Below are 22766 nucleotides of genomic sequence, written 5' to 3' on the forward strand. Positions count from 1 at the left end.
TCTAACTCACCACTTTTCGAGTTGCGGGACGTCGATCCAGCCGGTGTCGGCCGGCACGATCTTGCCGTCCTTCACCACCTCGGCCGTGGCCTTGATCTCCCCGACCGGGAACGGCGCGGTTGTGTCGAAATCCAGCGACGGCAGGGCGCCGAGCAGCTGTTCTTCGCTGTACTCGTTGGCCATCAGCGCGTCATACATCGCCTGACCGGTGATATTCTCCTTACCCACCGCCGCGACGGCGTTCTCCAGCACGCGCAGGGCGAGGATCGCCTGGGCGCTGGCCTGGGCCGTGATCAGGCCCCATTTGCCGTCGGTCTTGTACTTTTCGAAGACATCCCGGATCGGCAGATCGGCCTTGCCCGGCGCCGCGAAACTGAAGGCGCTGTAGGAGCCGTCGAGCTGATCCAACGCAATGCCCTTCGACGATTCGTAGAGGCCGTTATGGGTCGAGGCGACGATGGGAACGCTCTGCCCCAATTCCTGCATCGCCTTGGCGGTGGCGATGACCTGGGCCGTGGTGCCGCCGACCAGAATGAGATCCGGCCCATCCGCCAGCGCCGAGCGCACTTGCGGCGTCAGCGACACGGGCGAGGTATCGGCCCATTGCACGCTGGTGACCTCGAACCGGTCCGGATATTGCGCCGCCAGTTGTTTGACGCCGTTCACCTGATCAACGAAACCCGCCTGGGTCTGGGTCGAGACCGCCGCGATTTTCAGGACGTCGCCCTTCTTGGCCTGCAGGTCGGAGAACAGCCCCGCGAATTCATGGCTGTAGGTCGGCCGGATGGAGAAATGCCAGCCGTCCGGCTTCCAGACCAGGCCGACCATCGCAGTACCCAACAGCATCGGCACCTTGTCGTTCGGCAGCCGCCCCATCAGCGTGACCAGGTCCGGCGACCCGAAGCCCAGATGCATGACCGGGTTTTCCGACGACAGGATCGCCGGCCAGGTCTTGGCGACGACGGCACTGTCATAGCGCATGTCGTGGATGTTCAGATTGACCTCGACATCCAGACCGGCGCCGACCTCCTCGTTCCAATAGGCGACCATGGCTTTCAGGCCGGCCATCGCGTCCGGCATGACGTCCGCGAAGGGTCCGGAATAATCGGCACTGGCCGTCATCACATAGGTTTCTGCCGAGGCCGGCCCGGCAAGGCAGAACGCCGTGGCGCCCGCCAGTATCATCGACTTGAGTCTCATCACGTATTTCCTCCTCTGTTGTTCGGATAACCCGCCCCGTTTGCCGGGGTCTGATCCTGTTTTTGTCCCATAGCGGTCCGTTGCGCGGTCAGTTGCGCGGGAACGGCCAGAGCCGGAACCCGGTGACCGCCGTATGCCAGAGATGCGCGAGACCGCGCGGCTCGAAGATCAGCGCGATCAGGATGCAAAGGGCGAGCACGACGGAGCTGAGCGCGAAGACCGCGCCGCCGCCCATGAAGGCGCCGGATTGCATGAAAGTGTTGGCTGCCGTGTGCAGGCTTTCCTGCACCAGCGTGACGAAGACCACGCCCAGGATCGGCCCCAGCGGCGTGTGGATGCCGCCGACGATCAGCATGCCGAGATACCAGACGGATGTGAAAAGGGTGAAACTGGACACCGTCACGAATTGCAGGAAATAGGCGAGGATCGCGCCGGCGACCCCGGCATAGAGCGCGCCCGCGAAGAAGGCTTCGATCTTGATCCGGGTCACGGGAATGCCCAGCACCCCGGCCGCCGTGTCGTTGTCGTGGACCGCGCGCAGGGCCCGGCCGAAACGCGAGCGCGGCAGGTTGAACCCGGTCCAGACCGCCAGCGCCGCGAAGACGAAGGCCAGATAGTAGAACCCGGTGGGTGTCGCCAGATTGAGACCGAACAGGTCCGGCGCCGGGACCGGCATGCCGACCAGACCGCCCAGCCAGGACATCGGCAGTGCCAGGATGACGATCGGGAAGATGATCTGCGCCGCCAGGGTCGTCAGCGCCAGATAGAAGCCGCGCACCCGCGCCGCCGGCAGGGCGAAGACTACCGAGACCAGCCCTGTCACCACGGCCGCCGCCGGCACCACCAGCCAGAAGGGCAGGCCCAGCCCGGCGAATTTCGCCGCCGCGAAGGCGCCGACCCCGACAAAGGCGGACTGGGCAATGTTGATCTGCCCCGCCATCCCGACGGTCACGAACAGGCCATAGACCGCGATCAAGGTGATGAAAAGATGGGTCATCTCCCCCAGCAGCCAGGGGCCTGCCGTCAGCGGCAGGGCCAGCAGGCCGAGGCCGAGCAGACCGAGCCACAGCCGGGAGCGCCGCGTCTGCAGGACACTCGCTTCGCCCGCATAGGTCTGGAACCAGATTCCGGTGGGCCGCATCGTTCAGAGCCTTTCGATCTTGCGCCAGCCAAACAGGCCGTAGGGACGGATGAGCAGGACCGCGATCATCACCGCATAGGGCAGCACGCCCGACGCGGCACCATTGGTCAGCGGGTCCAGATAGGCCGAGGCCAGGACTTCCAGAATGCCGATCAGAAGACCGGCCAGCGGCGCCCCGCGGATGCTTTCCATACCGCCCAACAGGGCGACGGGCAGCGCCTTGAACCCGATGACCGCGACTTCCAGCGACAGGATGGAGCCGGACAGCAGCACCACCGCGGCCGCCGCCGCGACGACGGTACCCAGCACCCAGGCCACACCGATGGCCTGCCGCACCGACACGCCCAGCGACAGGGCCGTCGTATGGTCCTCCGCCACCGCCGCAAGACGCAGGCCGAGGCGCGACCGGGTGAAGAAGACATGCAGGGCCTGGGTCAGAACCAGGGTGAAGATCGCCCCGATCAGCAGGCGGGAATTGACCAGAAACGGTCCGATCTCAATCGCGCCCTCGGGCAGGATGACCGGCGCGGAGCGCGATTCCGCGCCCCAGATCAGCTGCGCCAGACCGCGCAGCAGGATCAGCAACGCGACACCCGCCATGAAGATCGTGAAGGCAGACTGTCCGATCAGAGGCCGGAAAATCGTGCGTTCGACCGTGAGGCCGAAGACCGTGCAGGCGCCGACCGTCAGCAACAAGGCGACCGGCAGCGGGATGTCCCAGCCGACCCCCGCCGCGCCCTCGGTAAAGGTCCAAAGCATGAAGGCGCCGAAGACCAGCACCTCCCCCTGGGCCAGGTTGATGATTTTCGACGCGCGATAAATCACGACGAAGGAGATGGCGACCAGGCCGTATACCAACCCGACCAGAGCACCTTCGATCAGGATCTGGAAGAATTCGATCATTGCGCGGCCTCCATCCGGTTCATCGCGACATTGGCGCGCAGGCGGCTCTTCCGGCCGTCCTGATAGGTCACGTCGATATCGATCGGCGCGATTTCCTCATCGCCATAGAGCCCGTCGATCAGCGCGGCGTATTTGGTCTCGATCGCCTCGCGCCGAAGTTTGCGGGACCGGGTCAGTTCCTCTTCGTCGGCGTCCAGTTCCTTCGGCAGATTGGCGAAGGCGGCGATACGCGCCCCGGCGTCGACGATGGCGTTGACCCGTGCGACCGCCCGCGCGATTTCGGCGCGCACGGGTGGAAGCTGGCTGAGTTCCGAGAATGTCCCGAAGGCGAGGCCCGACCGTTCCGCAAAGCGGCCGGCGATTTCCATGTCGATATTGATCAGCGCCACCACCCGGTCGCGGCTTTCGTCGCCGATCACGATGGCGTCCCGGATCATCGCGGCGGAACGCATATGGTTCTCCAGGAATTGCGGCGGATAGGGCTGACCGGTCGACAGCTTGCGCAGATCCTTGACCCGGTCGAGGAAGATCAGCTGACCGTTTTCGTCCAGCCGCACGGCATCGCCGGTGCGATAGCCGTCATCTCCCGTTCCCATCTCTGCGGTCGCCTCGGCATTGTCGAGATAACCGGAGAAGGCCCTGACTTTCAGGCGCAGCTGACCGTCGGGATCGACCCAGGCTTCCATCGGCGGGGCGATGGACGGATCGGACGGCATCAGCTGCCCCATCGTTTCCGGGTTGGTGTCACCCGGCCGATGGGTCGCGATCAGCCCCAGTTCGGAACTGCCGTAGAGATTGCCCAGCGGCACGCCGAAGGCCCGATATCGGCCGAACAACTCCGCCGATAGGCCGGACCCGCCGGACAGAACCGCCTTGGCGCGGGTCAGGCCCAGCAGATCGCGGACGCCTTTCAGCACCAGCTGATCGGCCAGCGGCCACAGGACATGCCGGTCGAACGCTCCGCCATCGCCGGCGGCCCGGGCCTGGCCCTGTTTCAGCCCCCAGGTAAACAGCTTCTGGCGCCAGGCCGGGGCATCCATCATGCGGGCCTCGACGTCGCTTGCCTGCAATTCCCACTGACGCGGGGTGAACATCAGGAATTCCGGCCCGATTTCGCGCAGGTCGCCCTTCACCGTTTCCGGCTTTTCCGAGAAATGCAGCACCAGCGGCGCCAGCAGCGGCAGCGCCACGCCGAAGAACTGTTCCGCCGCCCAGGCCGGCGAGATGTAGGACAGGTAATTGCCGCCCGGGCGGATACCCAGCGAACCCATCAGGCGATAGCCATTATCCAGGATGAAGGCGTGATCCAGCATCGCCGCCTTCGGCCGACCCGTGGTGCCGGACGTGTAGCAATAGACCGCGACGTCGTCCTGACCCGCCCCGTCGATACTCTCATCGATGCGTTTCAGCGTCTCCGCATCCGTCGCCGCCGCGGCCTGCGCTTCCGCCAGATCGATCAGACGGCCATCGGTATAGTTCCAGAGGCCGTTCGATTCGACATAGAAGACCCTTTCAACCCCCGGCGCGCCCTGCGGGCAGCCGAGGATCTTGTCGACCTGTTCCTGATCCTCGCCCAGGGCGAAGCGCGCGCCGGAATGATCCAGGACATAGGCGATCTCGTCGATCGTCGCGTCGGGATAGATGTTCACCGCGACCGCACCCAGTGCGATGGCGGCCATCTGGGTGATCCAGGCCTCTTCGCGGTTTTCACTGATCAGGGCCAGAACATCGCCGCGCCCGACCCCGAGCCCGGACAGCGCCGAGGCCGTACGCCGGACGGTGCCGTGCAGGTCTGCCCAGGAAAGATTGCGCCACAATCCCGCCCGTTTGGAGCGAATCGCCGTCTCCCCGCCCATGGAGGCGGCGTTGTCGCGCAGGATCTGCGGCAGGGTCCGGCCCTGCGAACCGCGCGACAGGGCCACTGCCTGCGCCTGAAGACGGGTGGCGATCATGCCGCGCCCTCCGCCAGGGTCTCTTCGTCGCCCCCCAGATAGGCGGCGATCACACGGGGGTCGGCCGCGACCTCCGCCGGCGTGCCGTCGGCAATGACGGCGCCGAATTCAAGCACCGTCACCCGGTCGGAAATGTCCATCACGACATCCATGTCATGCTCGACCAGCACGACCGGGATGCCGAAACGGTCGCGGATATCCAGAACGTATCGGGCCAGGTCGCCCTTCTCCTCCGGGCTCATCCCGGCCATGGGTTCGTCCATGATCAGGATCGACGGCGACAGGGCGAGGGCGCGGCCCAGATCCACCTGTTTGCGCAAACCGTAGGACAGGCCCCCGACCGGGCTGTGCCGGACCTCCTCCAGTTCCAGGAAATCGATGATCTCCTCCGCCTTCGTCGCGAATTCCTCTTCCTGACGGATCGAGGCCGGGGTCCGGAACAGGGCATGGAAGACCCCGCCCTTCATGCGCGGATGAAAGCCGGTCAGGATGTTTTCGCGCACCGTCATCGACGGATAGGTCTGGATGCCCTGGAAGGTGCGGCCGATCCCGCCCCGTGCCCTCTCAGGCGGGGAGAGACCGGAAATGTCCGCGCCCTTGAACAGGACCGATCCAGAATACGGGCGATAGAAGCCGGACAGGCAATTCAGCAAGCTCGACTTGCCAGCCCCGTTCGGGCCGATCAGGGCATGCACCGAACCGGCCTCGACCGTCAGCGAAACGCTGCGCAGTGCCTCCACCGCGGCAAACCGCAGGCACAAGTCGCGTGCTTCCAGTATGGCACCGGACTCCCGGACCATCGTCTTCCTCCCTGCCTGTCGCGCGGGATGCTCTTCCGGCACCCTTTCGGCGCGGAAATCAGAACTGAACGTCAAGCCCGCAGGCGCGGGCGATCAGCAATGTCTGGATCTGGCTCGACCCGTCCCCGATGGTGCAAATCCGGTTGTCGCGCAGATAGCGGGACGGCGGGCAGTCATCCATGAAGCCCCAGCCGCCGGAGACCTGGATCGCCAGATTGGCAACCTCCGACCCGACTTCGGTCGCATGCAGTTTCGCCATGGACAGCGCCCCCAGATCCTCGATGCCCTCATCCACCTGCCAGGCGGCGCGATAGGTCACCAGCCGCGCGCTGTCCGTCTTCAGCGCCATCTTTGCGACCATTTCCTGGACAAGCTGCAGCCGCCCGATCGGTCCGCCGAAGGCCTGGCGTTCCTTGGCATAGGAAATCGCGTGATCCAGGCTGGCCTGGGCGAGGCCCAGTGAACTGGCCGCCAGGAACAGGCGCGCCGCCTGATACCCTTTGTGCAGCAGATAACGTCCCGAATGCGGCGCTCCCAACACGGCGTCCGGACCCAGAACGCAATCGTCGAGATAGAGCGGCCGCGTGTCGGAGCTTTTCCAGCCCATCTTGTTGTAGAGCTTGCCCCGGCTGTAACCGTCGGCATCGTTGGGCGTCAGGAACAGCGTGAATTTCTTCTTCTCCTCTTCCTTCGGAGAGCTGACCGCCAGGATCAGGGTGAAGGACGAGATCGGGGTGCCGGCATTGGTGATGAAGGCCTTCTCGCCGGTCAGGGACCAACTGCCGTTGCCCATTTCGGTGGCGCGGGTCTTGAACCCGCCGGTATCCGATCCGGCATCGGGCTCCGTCCCGGCGATGGAACAGATCTTCTGGCCGGACACGATATCCGGCAGCCATTTGGCCTTCTGTTCGTCGGTACCGTAGCGCGCAACCGTCAGGCCCGTGGCCATCGACACCATGGCCGAGACGGCGAGCGACTGGTCGGCGCGGGCGATTTCCTCAAGGGCCAGGACGGCTTCGAAGACACCGAGACCCAGACCGCCAAGTTCCTTCGGGAAGGGGATCGCCTGCACGCCCATCTCGCCCAGCCGCTGGAACAGATCGACGGGAAATTCCCCGTCGCGGTCCAGCGCTTCGGCACGCGGCGCGATCTCGGCCTGGGCGAAATCGTGGATCGCCTGCTTCAGTTCCTTCTGTTCGGGCGTCAGGTCGAAATTCATGCGGAATGCTCCTTCGGATGGGTCGGGCGGGCATCCTTCCGCCGCGCCGCATTCAGGGTCGCGGAAAGGTGCCTTTCGGGTTCGGCAGCAATGCCGCGCGTGGCGATTTCGATGATGGCGTCGGACACGTCCCAGGCATTCCAGACGCCGGTTTCGCGATACCATTTGGCGGTCCAATGGACGGCACCCAGCAGGGTGAAGACCGCGACCTTCGGCTCCAGATCCAGGATCGACCCGTCGCGGCGCCCCTCTTCGATCAGGCCGCGCAGACGGCGTTCGTAATCGTCGCGCAGGGCATAGATGCGCTCCGCTTCCGGGCCCTCCAGCACGTTTTCTTCGAGGATCAGCGCGGGCACACCCAGTTCCGCCATCATCACGACCAGATAGTTGCGCAGGCTGAGCTGCACCTTCTCCAGCCCGTTCCGCCCGGACGCCGTGCCTTCGGTCAGCGCACGGTCGGCGATTTCCATCGCCTCCTCATGGCAGGCCAGGATCAGATCGTTCTTGTTGGAGACATAGCGGTAGAGCGCCGCCGCCGACACGCCCAGCTGACGCGCCACGTCATCCAGCTTCGCCCCCTGGCTTCCCCGCCTGGAGAAGACCTTGGCCGCGGCGCGGATGATGGCCTTGCGTTTGAGTTCCTGCTGCTCTGCGCGGTCAGGAACGGCGTTTCCCCACATAACGAACTCTTAAAATGTTTTATCTAACGTTTGTTATAATTTCGGAGTTGTTTGCCGTCAATCAGTTTCGTGAATCAGGATTCACGGGCGCGAGAGACGGTTGACTTTGGTGAGCGTCGGCCAGCCGGTCATGAAAGGGGCTTCACAATCCGGCGGCGGCTGGCAGCCGCGCGAAGTCGCGCAGGACGGCCCCCCTACTCGAGGGGGCTACCGTCCGGCACATGGCGGGGATGGGGCGATCAACGCACCGACATAGCTCGGCTGCGCCGCCGAAACCTATCCGGCGACGAAGGGTGCAAGGCCGGGCCATTGCGTCGGTTGGGACCGCGCTCTGTCTTAGCAAGTCAAGGCGTGAACGGGCGTGCCGTCCTCAGCGCGGCTGCGATGCCATCGCCGCGACGATTTCCTGCCGGTGCTGCCGGCGCGCGCGGCGCAGCTGGTCGCGGTGCAGATCCCGGTTCAGCTCCGTCGTCTTCGGGGCCGCGCCTTTCGGCTGGGCCGCGATGGCGGATTCGAGGGTGCGGCGGTGATGGCGCCGGGCGCGGTCGATCTGGTCTCGTTTGAGGTCCTGGTTCATCTCGGTCTCCTTCCGGTTCGCGTAGATTTCAATCTTCGACTGACGGAATACCGGTGTCGGGCCCTAGGCGCCTATGCGTGTCGCACGGATAGCCTGCAGGGCGAACGGGCAACCGCCGGATCGGAGGCCTGGCGGCGGGGACCCGTAAGGATCTTCCGACCGGGAAAGTTTCTCATATCTTGGATAGTCACGCAAATCCAGGCTCGGACAGCCAATGTTAAGGTAGGGGTCGGATCTCTAATGCGGACACCGATGCCGTATGGGCGCCAATTTCGGTGACCCCGTCCATCGACGGGGATCCGTCCGACGGAACGAGAACCGTCAAACCGATCCGAACGAAACCGCTGTCTCGTTCGACGCAGGCCGCCGGGAGCACTGCCTGTAACACAACCCTGCCATCTGACGAGGACAGGGTGGTTTCCAGCGCCTGATCGCCGCACTGGATGACGAGCCGCGCCGGGGGCGCACACCGCATATCGACGACCTGAAAGGTTACATCGTAATCGACTCCGCCAGCCAGGGACTGCAAGACGGCGGCATGGCCGCGCGGACCCAGTTGGCGCCAGCGCATGCCTTGCGCATTCGTGAAGGCCTTACCCCATTCCAGCCCAACGAAATCGTCCGTGGAAAGGTCGATTTCCGCGTTCGTTACCGGGGCCGGTTCCTGCCGCCGATAGGCCGCATTCAGGGCCGCGTTGATCTGATCCAGATAGCGCCCGATCAGGTCGGGCTGTGTCTCCCCTGGTTGCGACGCGACGCGCAAGGACAGGATCTCCGCTTCGCAAGCGCTGCCCAATCGTCGGGCAATGGCATGGATCAACGCATAATCCGGCAAGTGATCGAAGATGGACCGAAATGGCGGGCCGTAAACCGGTTTCTCCAACCAGAATTCGGGGGAGCCGAAATAAGACGGATAGGATTCGCGCATCTTGTCGCTGGAACCGGGTTCCTCGCCGAAATCACCGACATCCAACGGCGCGCGAAACGGCTCGTCATGTGGTTTGGCAAGAATGACCGACAGCCCGACATCATGGCCATTGATATCCCTAAGGGTCCAGGGCAAAGGCGACCGCAGTTGCGAGCCCGCCAGACTTTCGAACAGCCGGTACGAGGCGCCGGCCCCGGCCGACAGATCGAGGAGCCGATACTTGTTCGACTTGGCCAGTTGCCAAAAAAACTTCGGATTATAATTGAAAAACCCGTGATTGGCGTATCCGCCCCCCGGCAATTCGTGAATCATGATCCCGCCCGGCCGACACAGGTCGTGCGCCGCCTTGAAGGCATTGAACTGATTCAAGACATGTTCGGTCGTTCCCAAATTCGACACCAGATCGTATCGTCCCCGATGGCCCTCGGGCACGGAATCGAAATTGAGATCCAGCGCCACCGTGTCCGGATCGTCGTCCATGTCGAAGCCGGTGTATTCCGCGCCGATCGCATGCCAAACGATCCGTGAATTGGGCTGATCCTGTTCTTGGTGGTGCAGGCTGCCATGTATTTGGGCGCCTTCCCTCGAGCCTTCGGCAAACGGGTCGATCCCATCCGTTCCAAAGACCGTCAGAAACGCGTTCAAAGTCGGATTGTTCTCAAGACTATGGCTGAGCTGCTGATTTCCGATCTCCGCGACCGCCCGGATTTCTCCGAGATTGCCCAATTGGCGCAGATCCAGCAACCGTTGAAAAAATCCGGGTCCGATACCCAATAATCCAGCCCCATTCCTATGCGCCCAAATACCGGCAACGCCATTGGATCGCGATGCGGCCGGGCCTGTTCATCTATATTGAAGGACCAAACAGGGGTAAAGCGGTCCTTGCCCCCGTCAGTTACGCCGCCCCGCGTCAACGGAACTTCTTTTCCACCGTGTCGCAATGGTCCAGATAGGCCTGGACCTCGGCCTTGGAGTAGCCGAGCAATCGGCCGATTTCATGCGTGTCGGCGTCGGTCCGCCCTTTACCCTTGGTGCGGGCGTAAAGGGTCCGCATGGCGAAGACGCGCCATTCCTCGCCGGGCAGCGCGTAGTAGAGTTCGCGCATCGGACGGATCGCGCCGCGGATGACGAGCGGATAGCGATATTCCCGCTGGACGATCCGGCCCGACCGGACATGGGGCCCGAACTGGGCGTCGGGGAATTCGTACTCCGTGTCCGCCGCCCCGGAAAACATGGCGAGCGGCTTCTCACCGCCCAGCATGAGGTCGAGCTCGCATCCTTCATGCGGACCGACGCCCGGCGGGTAGTCCCAGTCGTCGTCCGTGTCCGTTTTCGCTGTCATGTCGTTCGATCCCGTTCACCGGAGGGCGTGTACCGAGCCGGGAGGCCGTCAGCTGGCCGTCTTGAGCGGAACTTCGACCGCCATCTCGAAGCGCTGTTTGATTTCACTGGCCTTGCCCTCGATCACAAGTGTGTAGTGCCGCTGATCGAAACTGTAGAGCGGAACACTGGTGACCTGGTCGATGCAGGAATACCCGAAGCCGGTGCCGAAAAACCCCTTCTGCACCCCTTTCCCCTCGATGTGATAGGCATGTCGCACCACCAGAACAAGACGCCCGCGGTAGACGGACGTCCCCTCGACACGGCTGTGAACCTGGGTGTCGAGCTTCGAGTTGCCGACACGCATCTTTGCCGAGGCTTGGGAATAGGACTGCCCCGACCCGTTATCCATCTTGGCCGGAAGCATCCAGTCATTTAATACCGGGCCGACAATCATCTCCATTCCGGCATGGTCGCCGTCGACCGGCAGAACGACGCGTCCGATCACTCGGTTCTGGTCCTTGAAGCGCAGTTCATAGGTTGCGGGCATGGTGAGATCCCCGTGTCCACTGCCTGTCACCATGTCGGTCAGTTCCAGGCGCCGCAATCGACGCCCCGCGGTCTCGCGCTGCTGACTGATTTGGCCGCGCAGGGTGATCTCGCCATTGCCCCATCCAGTATCGCCGGGCGACTTCATATCGATCCTGTCGAAGATGCTGACCGGCATGACCGGCAGATCGCCGTTGAGGACACTCATCCTGCCCGAGAGCGGCGTCGCCGGGCATTCGGTGATGGTAACCTGGTCCATATCGGGAAGGACGGATACCGGTGTATCGGTTTTGGATTGGCACGCCGCCAGAACGGCGATGGCGAGCACGGCCAGAATATTTCTCACGACGCCCCCGGATCTCGTCACACCCCGGCGGCAAACGTAGAAAATTGCCGTCGCCGCTACAACCGGTTCCGCCGCCCCCTCCTCCTCACCCGCGCTTTGACGCCTCGAACACGGCGCGTTGGGCGGCGAAGGCGCGGCGGTAGGCGGGGCGGGCATGGGCGCGGGCGATATAAGCCTTGAGCGCCGGATAGGTATCCAGCAGCGGGGCGCCGTCGAGGCGGTAGAGGGTTTCGACCATCATCAGATCGCCGGCGCTGAATGGGCCGTCGAGCCAGTCGGCCCCGTCCAGCCGCGCGGCCAGCACGCGCAATCGGGCATGGATGCGATCTTCCAGGATCGGCAGGCGGTCGGCAAACCAGGGCCGGTCGCGTTCCACCAGATGGGCGGCTTCCCATTCGACGATGGGCGGTTCGACGGTGTTCAAGGCGGCGAAGATCCAGGCGACTGCGCGGGCGCAGGCATCGGGATCTTCCGGCAGCAGCCCGGCATGGCGCTGCGCCAGATGCAGGACGATGGCGCCGGATTCGAACAGGACCGGCCCGCCCGGCTCCTCATAGGTCGGAATCTGGCCGAAAGGCTGCAGCGCCAGATGCGCCGGCTGTTTCATCGCCGCAAAGGAGACCAGGCGCACGTCATAGGCCTGTCCCACCTCCTCCAGCGCCCAACGGACCTTGGTGTCGCGCGCCATGCCCCGGCCCTCGTCCAGCGAGGCCTCGAAAGCGGTGATGACGGGAACCGCGTCGGCAGGGTGCGTTTCGGGTGGCTGGGGGGTCATGGGGCAATCCGTATTGTTCGGGAAAATACCATCCACCCAAAACATACCAACTGGTCGGTATGATACAAGTAGGAAATTTTTGCGGCACCGATGGAACCGCGCCGCCGCGCCAGGCGTCTCTTGGCTGGAGGTGCAAAACCGGAGGAGCTGTCACCATGCGTGGATTGTGGACCATCCTGCCCGTCCTCGGCGCGCTGGCGGTCGGCGCGGGATCCGCGTGGGCCGCAGAGACGCCGCAGGCCGCCCCGACCTATCAGGCCCAGGCCAATCAATCGCCCGAAGATCGGCCGTTCTGGACGCGGTCCCCGTCGACCCCGGCGGGAGTCGTGCTGCCGCTGGTCGCGGGCACCGCGCCGCTGGCCTGGTCGAACGAGTATTTCGAACAAAGCACCGCCGAGGACGCGCCGGACTTCGTCCAGGTCGCGGGCGGTCCGCCGCCCTGGGCCCCGGCCCACGGCTATCGCCGCAAGCACAAGGGCAAAGACAAGGGCGGTCACGATCACGACCGGTATGACGATTACGGCCGCTATCCGCTGAACCTCGATCTCGGTCGCTGCAACCGTGATGTGATCGGCAGTATTCTGGGCGGTGCGGCCGGCGCGGCGGTCGGGTCGGAAATCGGCGACGGCAAGGGCCGGATCGCGGCGATCATCGGCGGTTCCATCGTCGGCATCCTGATCGGCGGCGAGATCGGCCGCAGCATGGACCGGGCGGACGCGCTGTGCGTCGATCAGGTGATGGAATTCGCGCCGGACGGCCGCACCGTCACCTGGGACAACGGCGACCGCCAATACGCCATGACGCCGGCGGAGACCTACCAGACCAAGGACGGCGCCTATTGCCGGGAATATCAGGCAACCTCGACGGTTGGCCGCGAGGTGGTCGACACCTACGGCACCGCCTGCCGTCAGGCCGACGGGTCCTGGCGCATCGTCAACTGATCCCTCAAGCGTTCACTACCGCCCCATCTTCTTCGCCAGGTCGTCGAGACCGGCGGAGAGGATGCGGGTGTCGATGCCGCAGGCGACGAAGAGGTAGCCCCAGTCGAGATAGCGCTGCGCATCGTCGGCGCTGACAGCCAGGATGCCGGGCGCCTTGCCCGCCGCGCGGATTGTCTGGGCGGCCTGTTTGATGGCCGCCTGCACATCCGGATGGCCGGGATTGCCCAGATGGCCCAGGGAAGCGGACAGGTCGGACGGGCCGATGAAGACGCCGTCCACGCCGTCCGTCGACGCGATCTCGGAAAGCTGCGCCAGGGCCGCGCCGGTTTCCACCTGGACCAGGATGCAGATCTCGTCCTGGGCGCGGTGCAGGTAATCCTTGATCTTGCCATAGCCGCTGGCCCGGGTCGCGCCCGCAACGCCGCGGATACCGTCGGGCGGATAGCGGCAGGCGCGGACGGCGGCGGCGGCTTCCTCCGGGTTTTCCACGAAGGGCAACAGGATCGTCTGGGCACCGATATCCAGGACGCGCTTGATCAGCACCTTGTCGTTCCAGGGCGGACGAACGGCGGGCATGGTCGGACCGGCGGCCGACGCCTGCAGCAGGGGCAGCAGATCGGCGATCTCCAGCGGCGAATGTTCGGCGTCGATCAGGGTCCAGTCGAAACCGGCATTGGCCAGCATCTCCGACACGACGGGGCTGCAGAAGCTGCTCCAGATGCCGAGCTGCGGCCGGCCTTCCTTCAGGGCGGCCTTGAACGTGTTTTTCTTCAATTCCATGAAGGCTTCTTCCCCTTAGACGAATTGCACCGCGACGCCGCCCAGCGGGCCAAAATCGGCATGCAGCGTGTCGCCCTTATCGGCCCAGACCGGGCGCGTGAAGGACCCGGACAGCATCATATGTCCCGGCTCAAGTGTCACGTCGAAGGGGGCCAACTTGTTCGCCAGCCAGGCGATGGCCATGGCCGGATGGCCCAGCACGCCGGCGGCCAGTCCGGTCTCCTCAATCTCCGAATTGCGATAGAAGACGGCACCGACCCAGCGCAGGTCGACATCGTCCGGGCGCACCGGCCGGCCGCCCAGGACCAGCCCCGCCGCCGCCGCATTGTCGGCGACCGTGTCGGTGATCTTGCGCGGGTTCTGGACGCGGGCATCGATGATCTCGATGGACGGCACGACATATTCCGTCGCCCGCATCACGTCGACCAGGCCGACATTCGGGCCCTTCAGCGGCTCTTTCAGGATGAAGGTCAGTTCCGGTTCGACGCGCGGGACGCAGAAATCGGCATGGTTCACCTTCACGCCGTCATTCAGCAGCATGTCGTCGAAGATATAGCCGTAATCCGGCTCGTCGATCTGGGACGAGGCCTGCATCGCCTTCGACGTCAGGCCGATCTTGTGCCCGATGATGCGGCGGCCCTCGGCAATGCGCTCATTGGCTATGGCGGAGGAGATGGCATAGGAATCCGCGATCTCGATCTGCGGGAAGGTGGTCGAGAGCTGGGTGCAGGGCTTCTTCGTGCGGTGCGCCTGACGCAGGTTTTCGATGGCCTGTTGGCGCTGTTCTTCGCTTAGCATGGTTTATTTCCCGATTTAGAGCTTGATGCAGACGTTGCGCAGTTCGGTGTAGAATTCGAGCGAATGGACCCCGCCCTCGCGCCCGATGCCGGAGCGTTTGGACCCGCCAAAAGGCGTGCGCAGATCGCGCAGGAACCAGCAGTTGACCCAGGTGATCCCGGCATCGACCTTCGCCGCCACCCGGTGCGCGCGGCCCAGGTTGGTGGTCCAGATCGTCGCCGCCAGACCGTAGGGGCTGGCATTGGCGAGCGCGATGGCCTCTTCCTCGTCATCGAAGGGTGTCAGATGGGTGCAAGGGCCGAAGATCTCGTCGGTCACGACCGGATGATCCTGGGCCAGGCCGGTCCAGACCGTCGGCTGAACCCAGTACCCACCCGGATAGCCGTCGACATCCGGCACACCGCCGCCCGCCAGGATCTCGGCACCGCCCTCGCGCGCCTTGTCGTAATAGGACAGGACTTTCCGGCGGTGATCGGCGCTGATCAGCGGGCCCATGGTCGTCGCCTTGTCGAAAGGATCGCCGAAACGGTAGGCCCGCGCCTTCTCCGCCAGTTTGGCGGCCAGCTCGTCGAAGATGCCGCGCTGAACATAGACCCGTTCAGTGCCCAGGCAGACCTGGCCGGTATTGGCGAAGCAGGCGCGGCCGAGGCCTTCCAGGGTCGCCGCCATATCGGCGTCGTCGAAGACGATGCCCGGATTCTTGCCGCCCAGTTCCAGCGAGACCGGACGCACGCCTTTCGACGCGGCGGCCATGATCGCCTCCCCCGTCGCGGTTTCGCCGGTGAAGGTGACGGCATCGATATCGGGATGGCCGGTCAGGAATTCGCCGGTATCGCCGCCGCCGAAACCATGCACGACGTTGTAGACGCCCTTCGGAATGCCGACGGCGTTCATCACCTCGCCCAGCAGGGTCGCGGTGGCGGGCGTTTCCTCCGACGGTTTGACCACGACGGTGTTGCCGCAGGCCAGCGCCGGGGCGACCTTCCAGGTCATCAGCAACAGCGGCAGGTTCCAGGGACAAACAACGCCGATCACGCCGCGCGGCATGCGCAGGGCATAGTTCAGGGCCCCCGCCCCGTCCGGCGTCGCCATCTCGAAGGTCTCGGTCGGGATGGTCGCGATCTGGTCGGCGAAGACGTTGAAGTTCGCCGCGCCGCGCGGAATGTCGATATGGCTGGCAATGCCGGTCGGCTTGCCCGTGTCCTTGATCTCGGCCGCCAGGAATTCGTCGAAGCGGGCGTTGATCCCGTCCGCCAGCTTGCGCAGCAGGCCGATGCGTTCCGCCAGGGACAGCTTGCCCCAGGGGCCGTTCAGGGCACGTTTGGCGGCGGTCACGGCGCGGTCGACATCGTCCTGGCCGGCATGGCCGACCTTGGCGATCACCTCACCTGTCGTCGGAAACCGGTCCTCGAATGCCTCGCCGGAGCCGTCGACGAAGTCGCCATCGATGAAATTGCGGAACGTGTTCACGTTTGCTGTCCTCTCGTACAGATAACTTTGGGAGCGTCAGGCCAGTTCGGGATCGCCGGCGGTCAGATGGGCCCACATGCGTTCGAAGATCTGACCGGCCTTTGTCGCGCGCGCCTTTGCGGCCTCCGGCCCGATGGTCGGCGCGGTTTCGGCCAGGCCGGTGCGCAGGGCGTCCAGTTCGATGCGGCAGGCGTCTTCCAGATACCAGGCCAGGACCACCGCCTCGATCAGGCTGTCGCCCGCCGTGACCGCGCCATTGCCGCGCATCAGAACGGCGGCGGAGTCGCCCATCGCATCGATAGCGCCGACGGCCTTTTCGTCATCGCGGATCAGCTGCGGGTCGTCCCACAATCCGGCGCCGGGGCTGAAATAGCAGCCGAAGCCGTTGCGCGCGGCGGGCACCCGGCCCAGGGCGGCCAGGGTCATCATGTTCGGCGACATGAAGCGCACCACCCCGCCCGCTTCCGGACGGCGGCGATAGATATGCTGGTGCAGGCGCACCTCACCCAGCACGCCGTCGGGCAGCGGCCCGTTGACCGGCACGCGGGTACAGGCCTCGCCCGGTTCGGTCAGGCCCATCGGCTTGGGCGGACAGACCAGGAAGGTCTCCGCATCCAGCCGGGCCGAGCAATGGCCATAGGCATGGACCAGCCCGTGGCGACCCAGTGCCCGCGCGGCGATGCGCACCTGCCGCGCCAGGGCGGCCTCGTCTTGTCTGTCCGTCATCTCTCTCAATCCTTGAATGCGGCGATGTTGGGTTTTGCGCCCCAGTGGCAGAAGCCGACGGGCTCGAACGGGAACTGGCGGTCGCGCCAGCCCGGCTCGTCATGGATTTCCCGCACGCCGGTGGAATATTCGAAGGTCAGGCCGTTCGGACCGCTGAAATACAGGAACTGCGCCGACGAGGTCGGATGCCGCCCCGGCCCGAAGGTGATCGTCACCCCGCGCTCGCGCAGCATGTTCCAGGAGCGTTGGATATCGTCGGTCGACGCGACCTGATGGTTAATGTGCTGAATGCCCGCCTGGTGGAAGGGGAACAGCGCGATCGTGTGGTGGATCGTGTTCAGGCGCATCAGCGGCGCATCGCCGATCCGGTCCGAAACGCGGGCGTTGCAGACCGTGGTCCAGAAGATTTCGTCCCGCGCCGGGTCGGTGCTGCACAGGCCGACATGGCTGAACCCGGTGATCCCGGCATCGCGCGATCCGTGATAGCGGCGGCCGGAATGGGCCGGACGGACGACCAGTTCGATACGATTGCCGGTCGGGTCGTTGAAGGCGATGAAGGCGCGCACCTTGCGGATCGCGCAGGCGTCGGCGCTGCCGTGTTCGACCGTGTGGCCCAATTTCTCCAGGGTCGCGGCGGCGGCCTCCAGCTCGGCGGCGCTCGCCAGATGGAACGCCGTCGCCTGATCCGCCGGGTCGCCCGCGAAATAGGACAGGGTGTATTCCCGGTCATCGGATTTGAACTGGATCTCGCCCTTGAACCGGTCGGCGACTTCCAGGCCCAGGATATCGACGGCGAAGCGTTCGGCCTCTTCCAGATCGGCGGTGCCCAGGCGGCAATAGACGACGTCCTTCAGGTCGATCATCCCAGAAACTCCTTCTGCTCCGTCGGCGATCCCCAGGCGCAGAAACTGCCCGGCGCGGCCGGGAACTGGCGCGGCGCGCGGCCGGTCACCGCGTCGCCTTCCGCCATCTCCGCGCCATAGCCGAACAGCACGCCGCCCGGCCCGCGCGTCACGACGAAGACCGCATTGGAGGCCGGACGCCGCCCCGGTCCCTGGATGATGGGATATTGCCGCGCCTGCAGGTGATAGAAGTTCTGCATCACGTTGTTGATGCCCTCGACCGCGAAATCGACGGCGAAGATGCCGTCACGCTCCGACGGGTAGAGCACGATGTCGTGGTGCCGGTCACCGAGCCGCAGATAACAGGCGTCGCCGGCCCAGTCGGACACGGTCAGGCCGACGGCCCCGGTCCAGAAATCTTCATTCGCCGCGATATCGGTGCAGGCCAGCGAGACAGCCTGCAGACCGGTGATCCCGGCATCGCGCGGCCCATGATAACGCCAGCCGGATTCCAGCGGCCGCATCACGATCTCGACGGGAACACCGTTCGGCGCGGTGCAGGTCAGCCCGGCCTTGATCCAGCGCGCGGCGCAATCGTCGTCCGACAGTTCCGTCACCACGACACCCGCCGCCTGCAACCGCGCGCCGACCGTATCCAGCATGGTCCGGTCCGCGACGCTTAACGCGACCGCGCTGTCCGCCCTATCGGACAGGCACAACGAATAGGCGCGGGAATCCGATCGGAACCAGGCCATGCCGTCCTGACCTCCCGAGGCCTGCAGGCCCAGGACATCCCCGGCGAAGCCTTCCGCCCCCGCTAGGTCATCCACCGCCAGGCGGATATAACGAAGATCGCGATAATGTACCGTCACACTCTTATCCTTTCCGTCGGCGGCGGCGGCCCGATCCGTCGGGCCGCCGCGCCCGTCGGATTACAGGCCCGCCGCTTCCGCTTCGAGCTGCTTCAACATCGGCGCCTTTTCGCGCCAGTCCGCATACCAATCGTCGACCGCATCGCCGAAGAAGGCACGGTCGATCTTAACGACCGGGACATCGGTCGTCTTGAGCTTGTCCAGATAATCGGCATCGATCTGGGCATAGGAATGCACCAGCTCGTCCAGATGCGCCTTCACCACGCTGTCGAGGGTCTGGCGATCCTCTTCCGACAGGCTGGCCCAGCGGCGGGCGGAGGCGACGGCGATCATCGGGAACATCATGTGGTTGGATTCCACAATGGCGCCCGCATGCTCGTAATACTTGGTGTTCCAGGTGCCTTCGAAATCGATCTGCATGCCGTCGACCTGACCGTTGGCGAAGGCGTCATACAGGGCCGGCAACGGCATCGGCGTCGGGGTCGCGCCGACCGTGGTCCAGAAGTCGAGTTCCGGCTTGAACGGGATGGTGCGGACCTTCTTGCCCGCCAGATCGGCGACGCTGTCGACCGCGCCGCGCATCACGATCTGACGCATGCCCGCCATGCCGTAGCCCAGGCCGACCACGCCGAACTTGGATACGCCGTCCAGCAGTTCCGTCGCCGTCTTGCCCTTCAGCAGCGCCCGCGCGCCCGCCACGTCCTGGACGATATAGGGGGCCAGGAAGATACCGTAATTCGGATCGCGGTTGGCGAATTCGCCCAGGGTCAGGAAGGCGACATCCAGCGCCCCGGTCTGAAGCTGTTGCAGCATCAGCGCCTCATTACCCAACTGACCGCTGGGGAAGATCAGCATGTCGATCCGCCCGTCGGTCTTTTCCTTCACCTCGGCCGCGACTTCATTGGCCGTGATCGTCCATTTATGCGACGGCGGGGTGATCATGCCGACGCGCAGTTCCTCGGCCGCCGCGGTCTGGACGCCCGCGAAAGCGATGGTGGAAAGCAGGGCGCCGTGCGCCCAGGACTTCAATATGGACATAACATTTCCTCCCTATTGTGGTTTTGACTTCAACGGATACGCATCGGGGTCGGCCGCCGCGATGACACGCGGGACCATCGCGTCGCGATGGGCGGCCAGTTCTTCCGGCGGCTTCGATGCCGCCATGCCCTCGGTCAGGATCGCGCGGGTCGCGGAATCCAGGCGGGGATCGCCCAGCGACTCCCACCAGCGCTCCACCTCGTCCCCAAGATCGTCGAAAAACTTGGCGATCCCGCCCGGCCCGCCGGCCAGGTGAAAGATCTCCGTCGGGCCGACCACGGCCCAGCGCGGCCCCAGCCCCTTGGTGATCGCGGCCTCGATGTCGCCGACCGACGCCACGCCTTCCGCCGCCAGATGCACCGCCTCGCGCCACAGCGCCGCCTGGAGCCGGTTGACCAGATGGCCGGGCAATTCCCGGTTCAGCCGCAGCACCCGCTTGCCCAGTGCCTGAAAAATCGCGGCGGCGCGGTCCAGCGCCCAGGGCGCCGTCGCCGCGCCGCCGACAAGTTCGACCACCGGCATGAGGTAGGGGGGATTGCAGGGGTGGCCGATAACCAGACGGTCGGGATGGCGCATGCCGGTCTGCATGTCGCTGACCGACAGGCCGGAGGAACTGGAGGCGATGACCGTATCCGCCGGAATGACGTCTTCCAGCGCGGCCAGGGCGGGGGTCTTCAAGGCCATGCGTTCCGGCAGCGCCTCGACGACGAAATCGACAGGCGCGCTCAGGTCGGCGAGACCGGGGATGATTTCAGGCGCGGTGTCCTGCGCAGACGGCAGGCCCAGCGCTTGCAGGACCGGGTGCGCCTTGTCCCGGATCGCGGTCAGCCGGCCGGCCGCCGCCGGGTCGGGATCGCAGACCAGGGTCCGCGCGCCCGCCGCCGCGAAGCACGCCGCCCAACCGGCACCGATCGTGCCGCCGCCCAGGATCAGGATGGTCTTTCCGGACAGGGTCACGACAGCGCCTCCTTCAAGCCGGTGGTCAGCGACGGGAACAGGGCCAGCAGGACCAGCACCCCGGCCGACGCGAAGAAGAAGGGCAGCAGCAGCCGGGCGATCCGCTCCGCCCGCACCCGCCCCATCAGGGCGGCGGTGAACAGCCCTGTCCCGACCGGCGGGGTCAGCAGGCCCAGGGTCAGGTTCAGGCAGACGATGACGCCGAACTGGAACGGGTCGATGCCGTAGACCCCGGTCGCGACCGGCAGCAGTACCGGCACGGTCAGAATGATCGCCGGGATCGGATCGGTGACCGTCCCCAGCAGCAGCAGGATCACGTTCAGCATCAACAGGAAGAGGATCGGCGAGGTCGTGACCTGCTGCAGCCAGGCGGCGACCAGGGCGGGCAAATTCTCGAAGGTGATGACCCAGCTGAAGACCTGCGCCGCGGCGATCAGGAACAGGACGACGGCGGAACTGCGCGCGGCGTTGACGCAGGCCGGGAAGATGTCCCGCCACGTCATCTCGCGATAGACGAACAGGCCGATCAGGATCGCCGCCAGCGCCGCGATGGCCGCGGCCTCGGTCGGGGTGGCGATGCCGCCCAGGATGGTGCCGATGATCGTCGCCGGGATGGCCAAGGCGGGCAGCGCATCCAGGAAGGCGCGCGCCCGCTGCGCCACGGTGACCTTGCCGGTCGCTGGGAAGCCGTGGATGCGGCCCAGCAGCGCGATGGCAGCCAGGAAACTGGCGAACAGGATCGCGCCGGGCACGATGCCGGAAATGAACAGATCGCCGATCGGCATCTGGGCGATGACGCCGAAGATGATGAACAACATGGACGGCGGCACGATGGGCGCCAGCAGCCCACCCGCCGCCGTGATCGCCACGGAAAGGTCGCGCGGATAGCCCGCCTTCTCCATCTCCGGCACCGCGATCTTCGACATGATGGTGATCTGCGCGACGGCGGAGCCCAGGATCGACGCCATCATCATGTTGGCGACCAGATTCACATAGGCCAGCCCGCCCTTGACCGACCCCAGCAGCGCCAGCGACAGCGCCATCAGTCGGCGGCCAATCCCGCCGGAATTCATGAACTCGCCCAGCAGGATGAACAGCGGCAGGGCCAGCAGGCCGTAATTCTCCAGCCCGCCGTAAAGCTGCTGGGCATAGGATTGCAGCAGGACTGTATTGCCGCTGACCACGATGAAGACCAGGGCCGTCGCCGCCAGAACCAGGGCGATGGGCAGACCGGCGGCCAGGAAGGCCAGGAACCATCCCGCGACCGCCATCAGGCCGCCCCCCGCAAGGTCGGGGCCCGCAGGCGCGCGACCCCGGCGGTCATATTCGCCAGCGCATGGACCAACGCGGTCAGGCAGAAGACGGGCAGCACCGACCAGAACCAGGCCTTGCGGATGCCGATGGTGGTTGTCGGCTCGTCATACAGGAAGTTGAAGGTCGCCGCGCTATAGGCCGTCAGGCTCTCGGCGCGCAACACGCCCGCCGGGTCCCACCAGTGCCATTGCAGCACGGCCAGGATGGCGAAGAACAGGATCACCGCCAGATCGACCGCGACGCCCAGCAGCGCACGCGGCCGCTCGCCCAGCACGTCGCCCAGCAGGGTCACCGCGATATGCTCGCGCGCCCGAACGGCGATGGACGCGCCGATAAAGGCCCCGGCGATCATCACATAGACGGCCAGTTCGTCGATCCAGATGAAGGGTGCGCCCAGCGCGCGTGTCACGACATTGGTGATCAGCAGCGCGAAGACCGCCGCCACCGCCATGCCGGCCAGCGCCTTTTCCACGACCACGATCCGGTCGCTGAGATTCTGCAACGGCCCTGTCACCGCGACGGGCTCCCGCGCCATCGCCACGGCCGGGGCCCCCGCCGGAAAGTCCGGTCCGGATTGCCCGTTCGACACGCATTCCCTCCTGATCCGGGGCGATGGATATCCCATCCGCCCTCTTTCG

Annotated in this window: 23 protein-coding genes; 1 reads left to right on the forward strand and 22 read right to left on the reverse strand. The window is 65.3% G+C overall.

Going from position 1 to position 22766, the window contains the following annotated elements; translation table 11 throughout:
* Window positions 1-6 precede the first annotated feature (6 nt).
* From ACO06O_RS02160 to ACO06O_RS02215, 12 genes are all read right to left on the reverse strand, one after another.
* On the reverse strand, window positions 7-1200 hold the full coding sequence (locus ACO06O_RS02160; protein ID WP_421875804.1) for an ABC transporter substrate-binding protein: 1194 nt from the start codon (window positions 1198-1200) through the stop codon (window positions 7-9).
* A gap of 88 nt (window positions 1201-1288) precedes the next feature.
* A complete protein-coding gene (locus ACO06O_RS02165) occupies window positions 1289-2341 on the reverse strand; it encodes a branched-chain amino acid ABC transporter permease (RefSeq protein ID WP_421875807.1) in 1053 nt (350 codons plus the stop codon).
* A gap of 3 nt (window positions 2342-2344) precedes the next feature.
* The gene (locus tag ACO06O_RS02170) at window positions 2345-3244 is read right to left on the reverse strand and encodes a branched-chain amino acid ABC transporter permease (protein WP_421875810.1); all 900 of its coding nucleotides are present in this window, start codon (window positions 3242-3244) and stop codon (window positions 2345-2347) included.
* Window positions 3241-5196, reverse strand: coding sequence for an AMP-dependent synthetase/ligase (locus tag ACO06O_RS02175; protein ID WP_421875812.1), 1956 nt, complete (start codon window positions 5194-5196; stop codon window positions 3241-3243). The genes ACO06O_RS02170 and ACO06O_RS02175 overlap by 4 nt, the downstream gene beginning before the upstream one ends.
* A complete protein-coding gene (locus ACO06O_RS02180; protein ID WP_421875814.1) occupies window positions 5193-5996 on the reverse strand; it encodes an ABC transporter ATP-binding protein in 804 nt (267 codons plus the stop codon). The genes ACO06O_RS02175 and ACO06O_RS02180 overlap by 4 nt, the downstream gene beginning before the upstream one ends.
* Before the next feature lie 58 nt (window positions 5997-6054).
* On the reverse strand, window positions 6055-7215 hold the full coding sequence (locus ACO06O_RS02185) for an acyl-CoA dehydrogenase family protein (protein WP_421875816.1): 1161 nt from the start codon (window positions 7213-7215) through the stop codon (window positions 6055-6057).
* The gene (locus ACO06O_RS02190; RefSeq protein WP_421875818.1) at window positions 7212-7895 is read right to left on the reverse strand and encodes a TetR family transcriptional regulator; all 684 of its coding nucleotides are present in this window, start codon (window positions 7893-7895) and stop codon (window positions 7212-7214) included. The genes ACO06O_RS02185 and ACO06O_RS02190 overlap by 4 nt, the downstream gene beginning before the upstream one ends.
* A 370-nt stretch (window positions 7896-8265) precedes the next feature.
* Window positions 8266-8472, reverse strand: coding sequence for a hypothetical protein (locus ACO06O_RS02195; RefSeq protein WP_421875820.1), 207 nt, complete (start codon window positions 8470-8472; stop codon window positions 8266-8268).
* Between the two features lie 217 nt (window positions 8473-8689).
* Complete coding sequence (locus ACO06O_RS02200) at window positions 8690-10144, reverse strand: methyltransferase domain-containing protein (protein ID WP_421875822.1); 1455 nt, start codon at window positions 10142-10144, stop codon at window positions 8690-8692.
* A gap of 166 nt (window positions 10145-10310) precedes the next feature.
* On the reverse strand, window positions 10311-10742 hold the full coding sequence (locus ACO06O_RS02205) for a hypothetical protein (protein WP_421875824.1): 432 nt from the start codon (window positions 10740-10742) through the stop codon (window positions 10311-10313).
* A gap of 48 nt (window positions 10743-10790) precedes the next feature.
* Entirely contained in the window at window positions 10791-11597 is an 807-nt protein-coding gene (locus ACO06O_RS02210) for a hypothetical protein (RefSeq protein WP_421875826.1), read from the reverse strand.
* A gap of 103 nt (window positions 11598-11700) precedes the next feature.
* Entirely contained in the window at window positions 11701-12390 is a 690-nt protein-coding gene (locus ACO06O_RS02215; protein ID WP_421875828.1) for a glutathione S-transferase family protein, read from the reverse strand.
* 155 nt (window positions 12391-12545) lie between these two features.
* Between ACO06O_RS02215 and ACO06O_RS02220 the strand changes: the two genes are divergently transcribed.
* Window positions 12546-13331 carry a glycine zipper 2TM domain-containing protein gene (locus ACO06O_RS02220; protein WP_421875830.1) on the forward strand — a complete coding sequence of 262 codons (786 nt, stop codon included), beginning with the start codon at window positions 12546-12548 and terminating at the stop codon, window positions 13329-13331.
* Window positions 13332-13346: 15 nt separating this feature from the next.
* Here the strand turns inward: ACO06O_RS02220 and ACO06O_RS02225 are convergent, their stop codons facing one another.
* The 10 genes from ACO06O_RS02225 to ACO06O_RS02270 are packed head-to-tail and all read right to left on the reverse strand — an operon-like array spanning window position 13347 to window position 22717.
* Window positions 13347-14111, reverse strand: coding sequence for an HpcH/HpaI aldolase family protein (locus ACO06O_RS02225; protein ID WP_421875832.1), 765 nt, complete (start codon window positions 14109-14111; stop codon window positions 13347-13349).
* Window positions 14112-14126: 15 nt separating this feature from the next.
* Complete coding sequence (hpaH, locus tag ACO06O_RS02230; RefSeq protein ID WP_420417978.1) at window positions 14127-14909, reverse strand: 2-oxo-hept-4-ene-1,7-dioate hydratase; 783 nt, start codon at window positions 14907-14909, stop codon at window positions 14127-14129.
* A gap of 15 nt (window positions 14910-14924) precedes the next feature.
* Complete coding sequence (locus ACO06O_RS02235; protein ID WP_421875834.1) at window positions 14925-16379, reverse strand: 2-hydroxymuconic semialdehyde dehydrogenase; 1455 nt, start codon at window positions 16377-16379, stop codon at window positions 14925-14927.
* Window positions 16380-16415: 36 nt separating this feature from the next.
* Window positions 16416-17105, reverse strand: coding sequence for a class II aldolase/adducin family protein (locus ACO06O_RS02240; protein ID WP_421875836.1), 690 nt, complete (start codon window positions 17103-17105; stop codon window positions 16416-16418).
* A 5-nt stretch (window positions 17106-17110) separates the two neighbouring features.
* Window positions 17111-17968, reverse strand: coding sequence for a VOC family protein (locus tag ACO06O_RS02245; RefSeq protein WP_421875838.1), 858 nt, complete (start codon window positions 17966-17968; stop codon window positions 17111-17113).
* Window positions 17965-18819 carry a VOC family protein gene (locus ACO06O_RS02250; RefSeq protein ID WP_421875840.1) on the reverse strand — a complete coding sequence of 285 codons (855 nt, stop codon included), beginning with the start codon at window positions 18817-18819 and terminating at the stop codon, window positions 17965-17967. The genes ACO06O_RS02245 and ACO06O_RS02250 overlap by 4 nt, the downstream gene beginning before the upstream one ends.
* 60 nt (window positions 18820-18879) lie before the next feature.
* Window positions 18880-19857, reverse strand: a complete 978-nt coding sequence (locus tag ACO06O_RS02255; RefSeq protein ID WP_421875842.1) for a TRAP transporter substrate-binding protein — start codon at window positions 19855-19857, stop codon at window positions 18880-18882.
* A 12-nt stretch (window positions 19858-19869) separates the two neighbouring features.
* A complete protein-coding gene (locus tag ACO06O_RS02260) occupies window positions 19870-20814 on the reverse strand; it encodes a 3-hydroxyacyl-CoA dehydrogenase NAD-binding domain-containing protein (RefSeq protein ID WP_421875844.1) in 945 nt (314 codons plus the stop codon).
* Window positions 20811-22085: a TRAP transporter large permease gene (locus tag ACO06O_RS02265; protein ID WP_421875846.1), complete on the reverse strand. Its 1275-nt coding sequence runs from the start codon at window positions 22083-22085 to the stop codon at window positions 20811-20813. Before ACO06O_RS02265 ends, ACO06O_RS02260 begins: the two co-directional genes overlap by 4 nt.
* Window positions 22085-22717, reverse strand: coding sequence for a TRAP transporter small permease (locus tag ACO06O_RS02270; protein ID WP_421875848.1), 633 nt, complete (start codon window positions 22715-22717; stop codon window positions 22085-22087). Before ACO06O_RS02270 ends, ACO06O_RS02265 begins: the two co-directional genes overlap by 1 nt.
* Window positions 22718-22766 lie beyond the last annotated feature (49 nt).

Origin of the sequence: Pacificispira sp., assembly GCF_965228185.1 — a bacterium.
Classification (GTDB): domain Bacteria; phylum Pseudomonadota; class Alphaproteobacteria; order UBA8366; family Aestuariispiraceae; genus Pacificispira.

What these genes read in the sequence shown, in the direction of transcription:
- ACO06O_RS02165 (WP_421875807.1), bottom strand. Translation starts at nt 2,341, where the DNA reads ATGCGGCCCACCGGAATCTGGTTCCAGACCTATGCGGGCGAAGCGAGT.
- ACO06O_RS02160 (WP_421875804.1), bottom strand. Translation starts at nt 1,200, where the DNA reads ATGAGACTCAAGTCGATGATACTGGCGGGCGCCACGGCGTTCTGCCTT.
- ACO06O_RS02255 (WP_421875842.1), bottom strand. Translation starts at nt 19,857, where the DNA reads ATGTCCATATTGAAGTCCTGGGCGCACGGCGCCCTGCTTTCCACCATC.
- ACO06O_RS02190 (WP_421875818.1), bottom strand. Translation starts at nt 7,895, where the DNA reads ATGTGGGGAAACGCCGTTCCTGACCGCGCAGAGCAGCAGGAACTCAAA.
- ACO06O_RS02185 (WP_421875816.1), bottom strand. Translation starts at nt 7,215, where the DNA reads ATGAATTTCGACCTGACGCCCGAACAGAAGGAACTGAAGCAGGCGATC.
- ACO06O_RS02180 (WP_421875814.1), bottom strand. Translation starts at nt 5,996, where the DNA reads ATGGTCCGGGAGTCCGGTGCCATACTGGAAGCACGCGACTTGTGCCTG.
- hpaH (WP_420417978.1), bottom strand. Translation starts at nt 14,909, where the DNA reads ATGCTAAGCGAAGAACAGCGCCAACAGGCCATCGAAAACCTGCGTCAG.
- ACO06O_RS02205 (WP_421875824.1), bottom strand. Translation starts at nt 10,742, where the DNA reads ATGACAGCGAAAACGGACACGGACGACGACTGGGACTACCCGCCGGGC.
- ACO06O_RS02195 (WP_421875820.1), bottom strand. Translation starts at nt 8,472, where the DNA reads ATGAACCAGGACCTCAAACGAGACCAGATCGACCGCGCCCGGCGCCAT.
- ACO06O_RS02225 (WP_421875832.1), bottom strand. Translation starts at nt 14,111, where the DNA reads ATGGAATTGAAGAAAAACACGTTCAAGGCCGCCCTGAAGGAAGGCCGG.
- ACO06O_RS02265 (WP_421875846.1), bottom strand. Translation starts at nt 22,085, where the DNA reads ATGGCGGTCGCGGGATGGTTCCTGGCCTTCCTGGCCGCCGGTCTGCCC.
- ACO06O_RS02240 (WP_421875836.1), bottom strand. Translation starts at nt 17,105, where the DNA reads ATGACGGACAGACAAGACGAGGCCGCCCTGGCGCGGCAGGTGCGCATC.
- ACO06O_RS02170 (WP_421875810.1), bottom strand. Translation starts at nt 3,244, where the DNA reads ATGATCGAATTCTTCCAGATCCTGATCGAAGGTGCTCTGGTCGGGTTG.
- ACO06O_RS02220 (WP_421875830.1), top strand. Translation starts at nt 12,546, where the DNA reads ATGCGTGGATTGTGGACCATCCTGCCCGTCCTCGGCGCGCTGGCGGTC.
- ACO06O_RS02245 (WP_421875838.1), bottom strand. Translation starts at nt 17,968, where the DNA reads ATGATCGACCTGAAGGACGTCGTCTATTGCCGCCTGGGCACCGCCGAT.
- ACO06O_RS02215 (WP_421875828.1), bottom strand. Translation starts at nt 12,390, where the DNA reads ATGACCCCCCAGCCACCCGAAACGCACCCTGCCGACGCGGTTCCCGTC.
- ACO06O_RS02175 (WP_421875812.1), bottom strand. Translation starts at nt 5,196, where the DNA reads ATGATCGCCACCCGTCTTCAGGCGCAGGCAGTGGCCCTGTCGCGCGGT.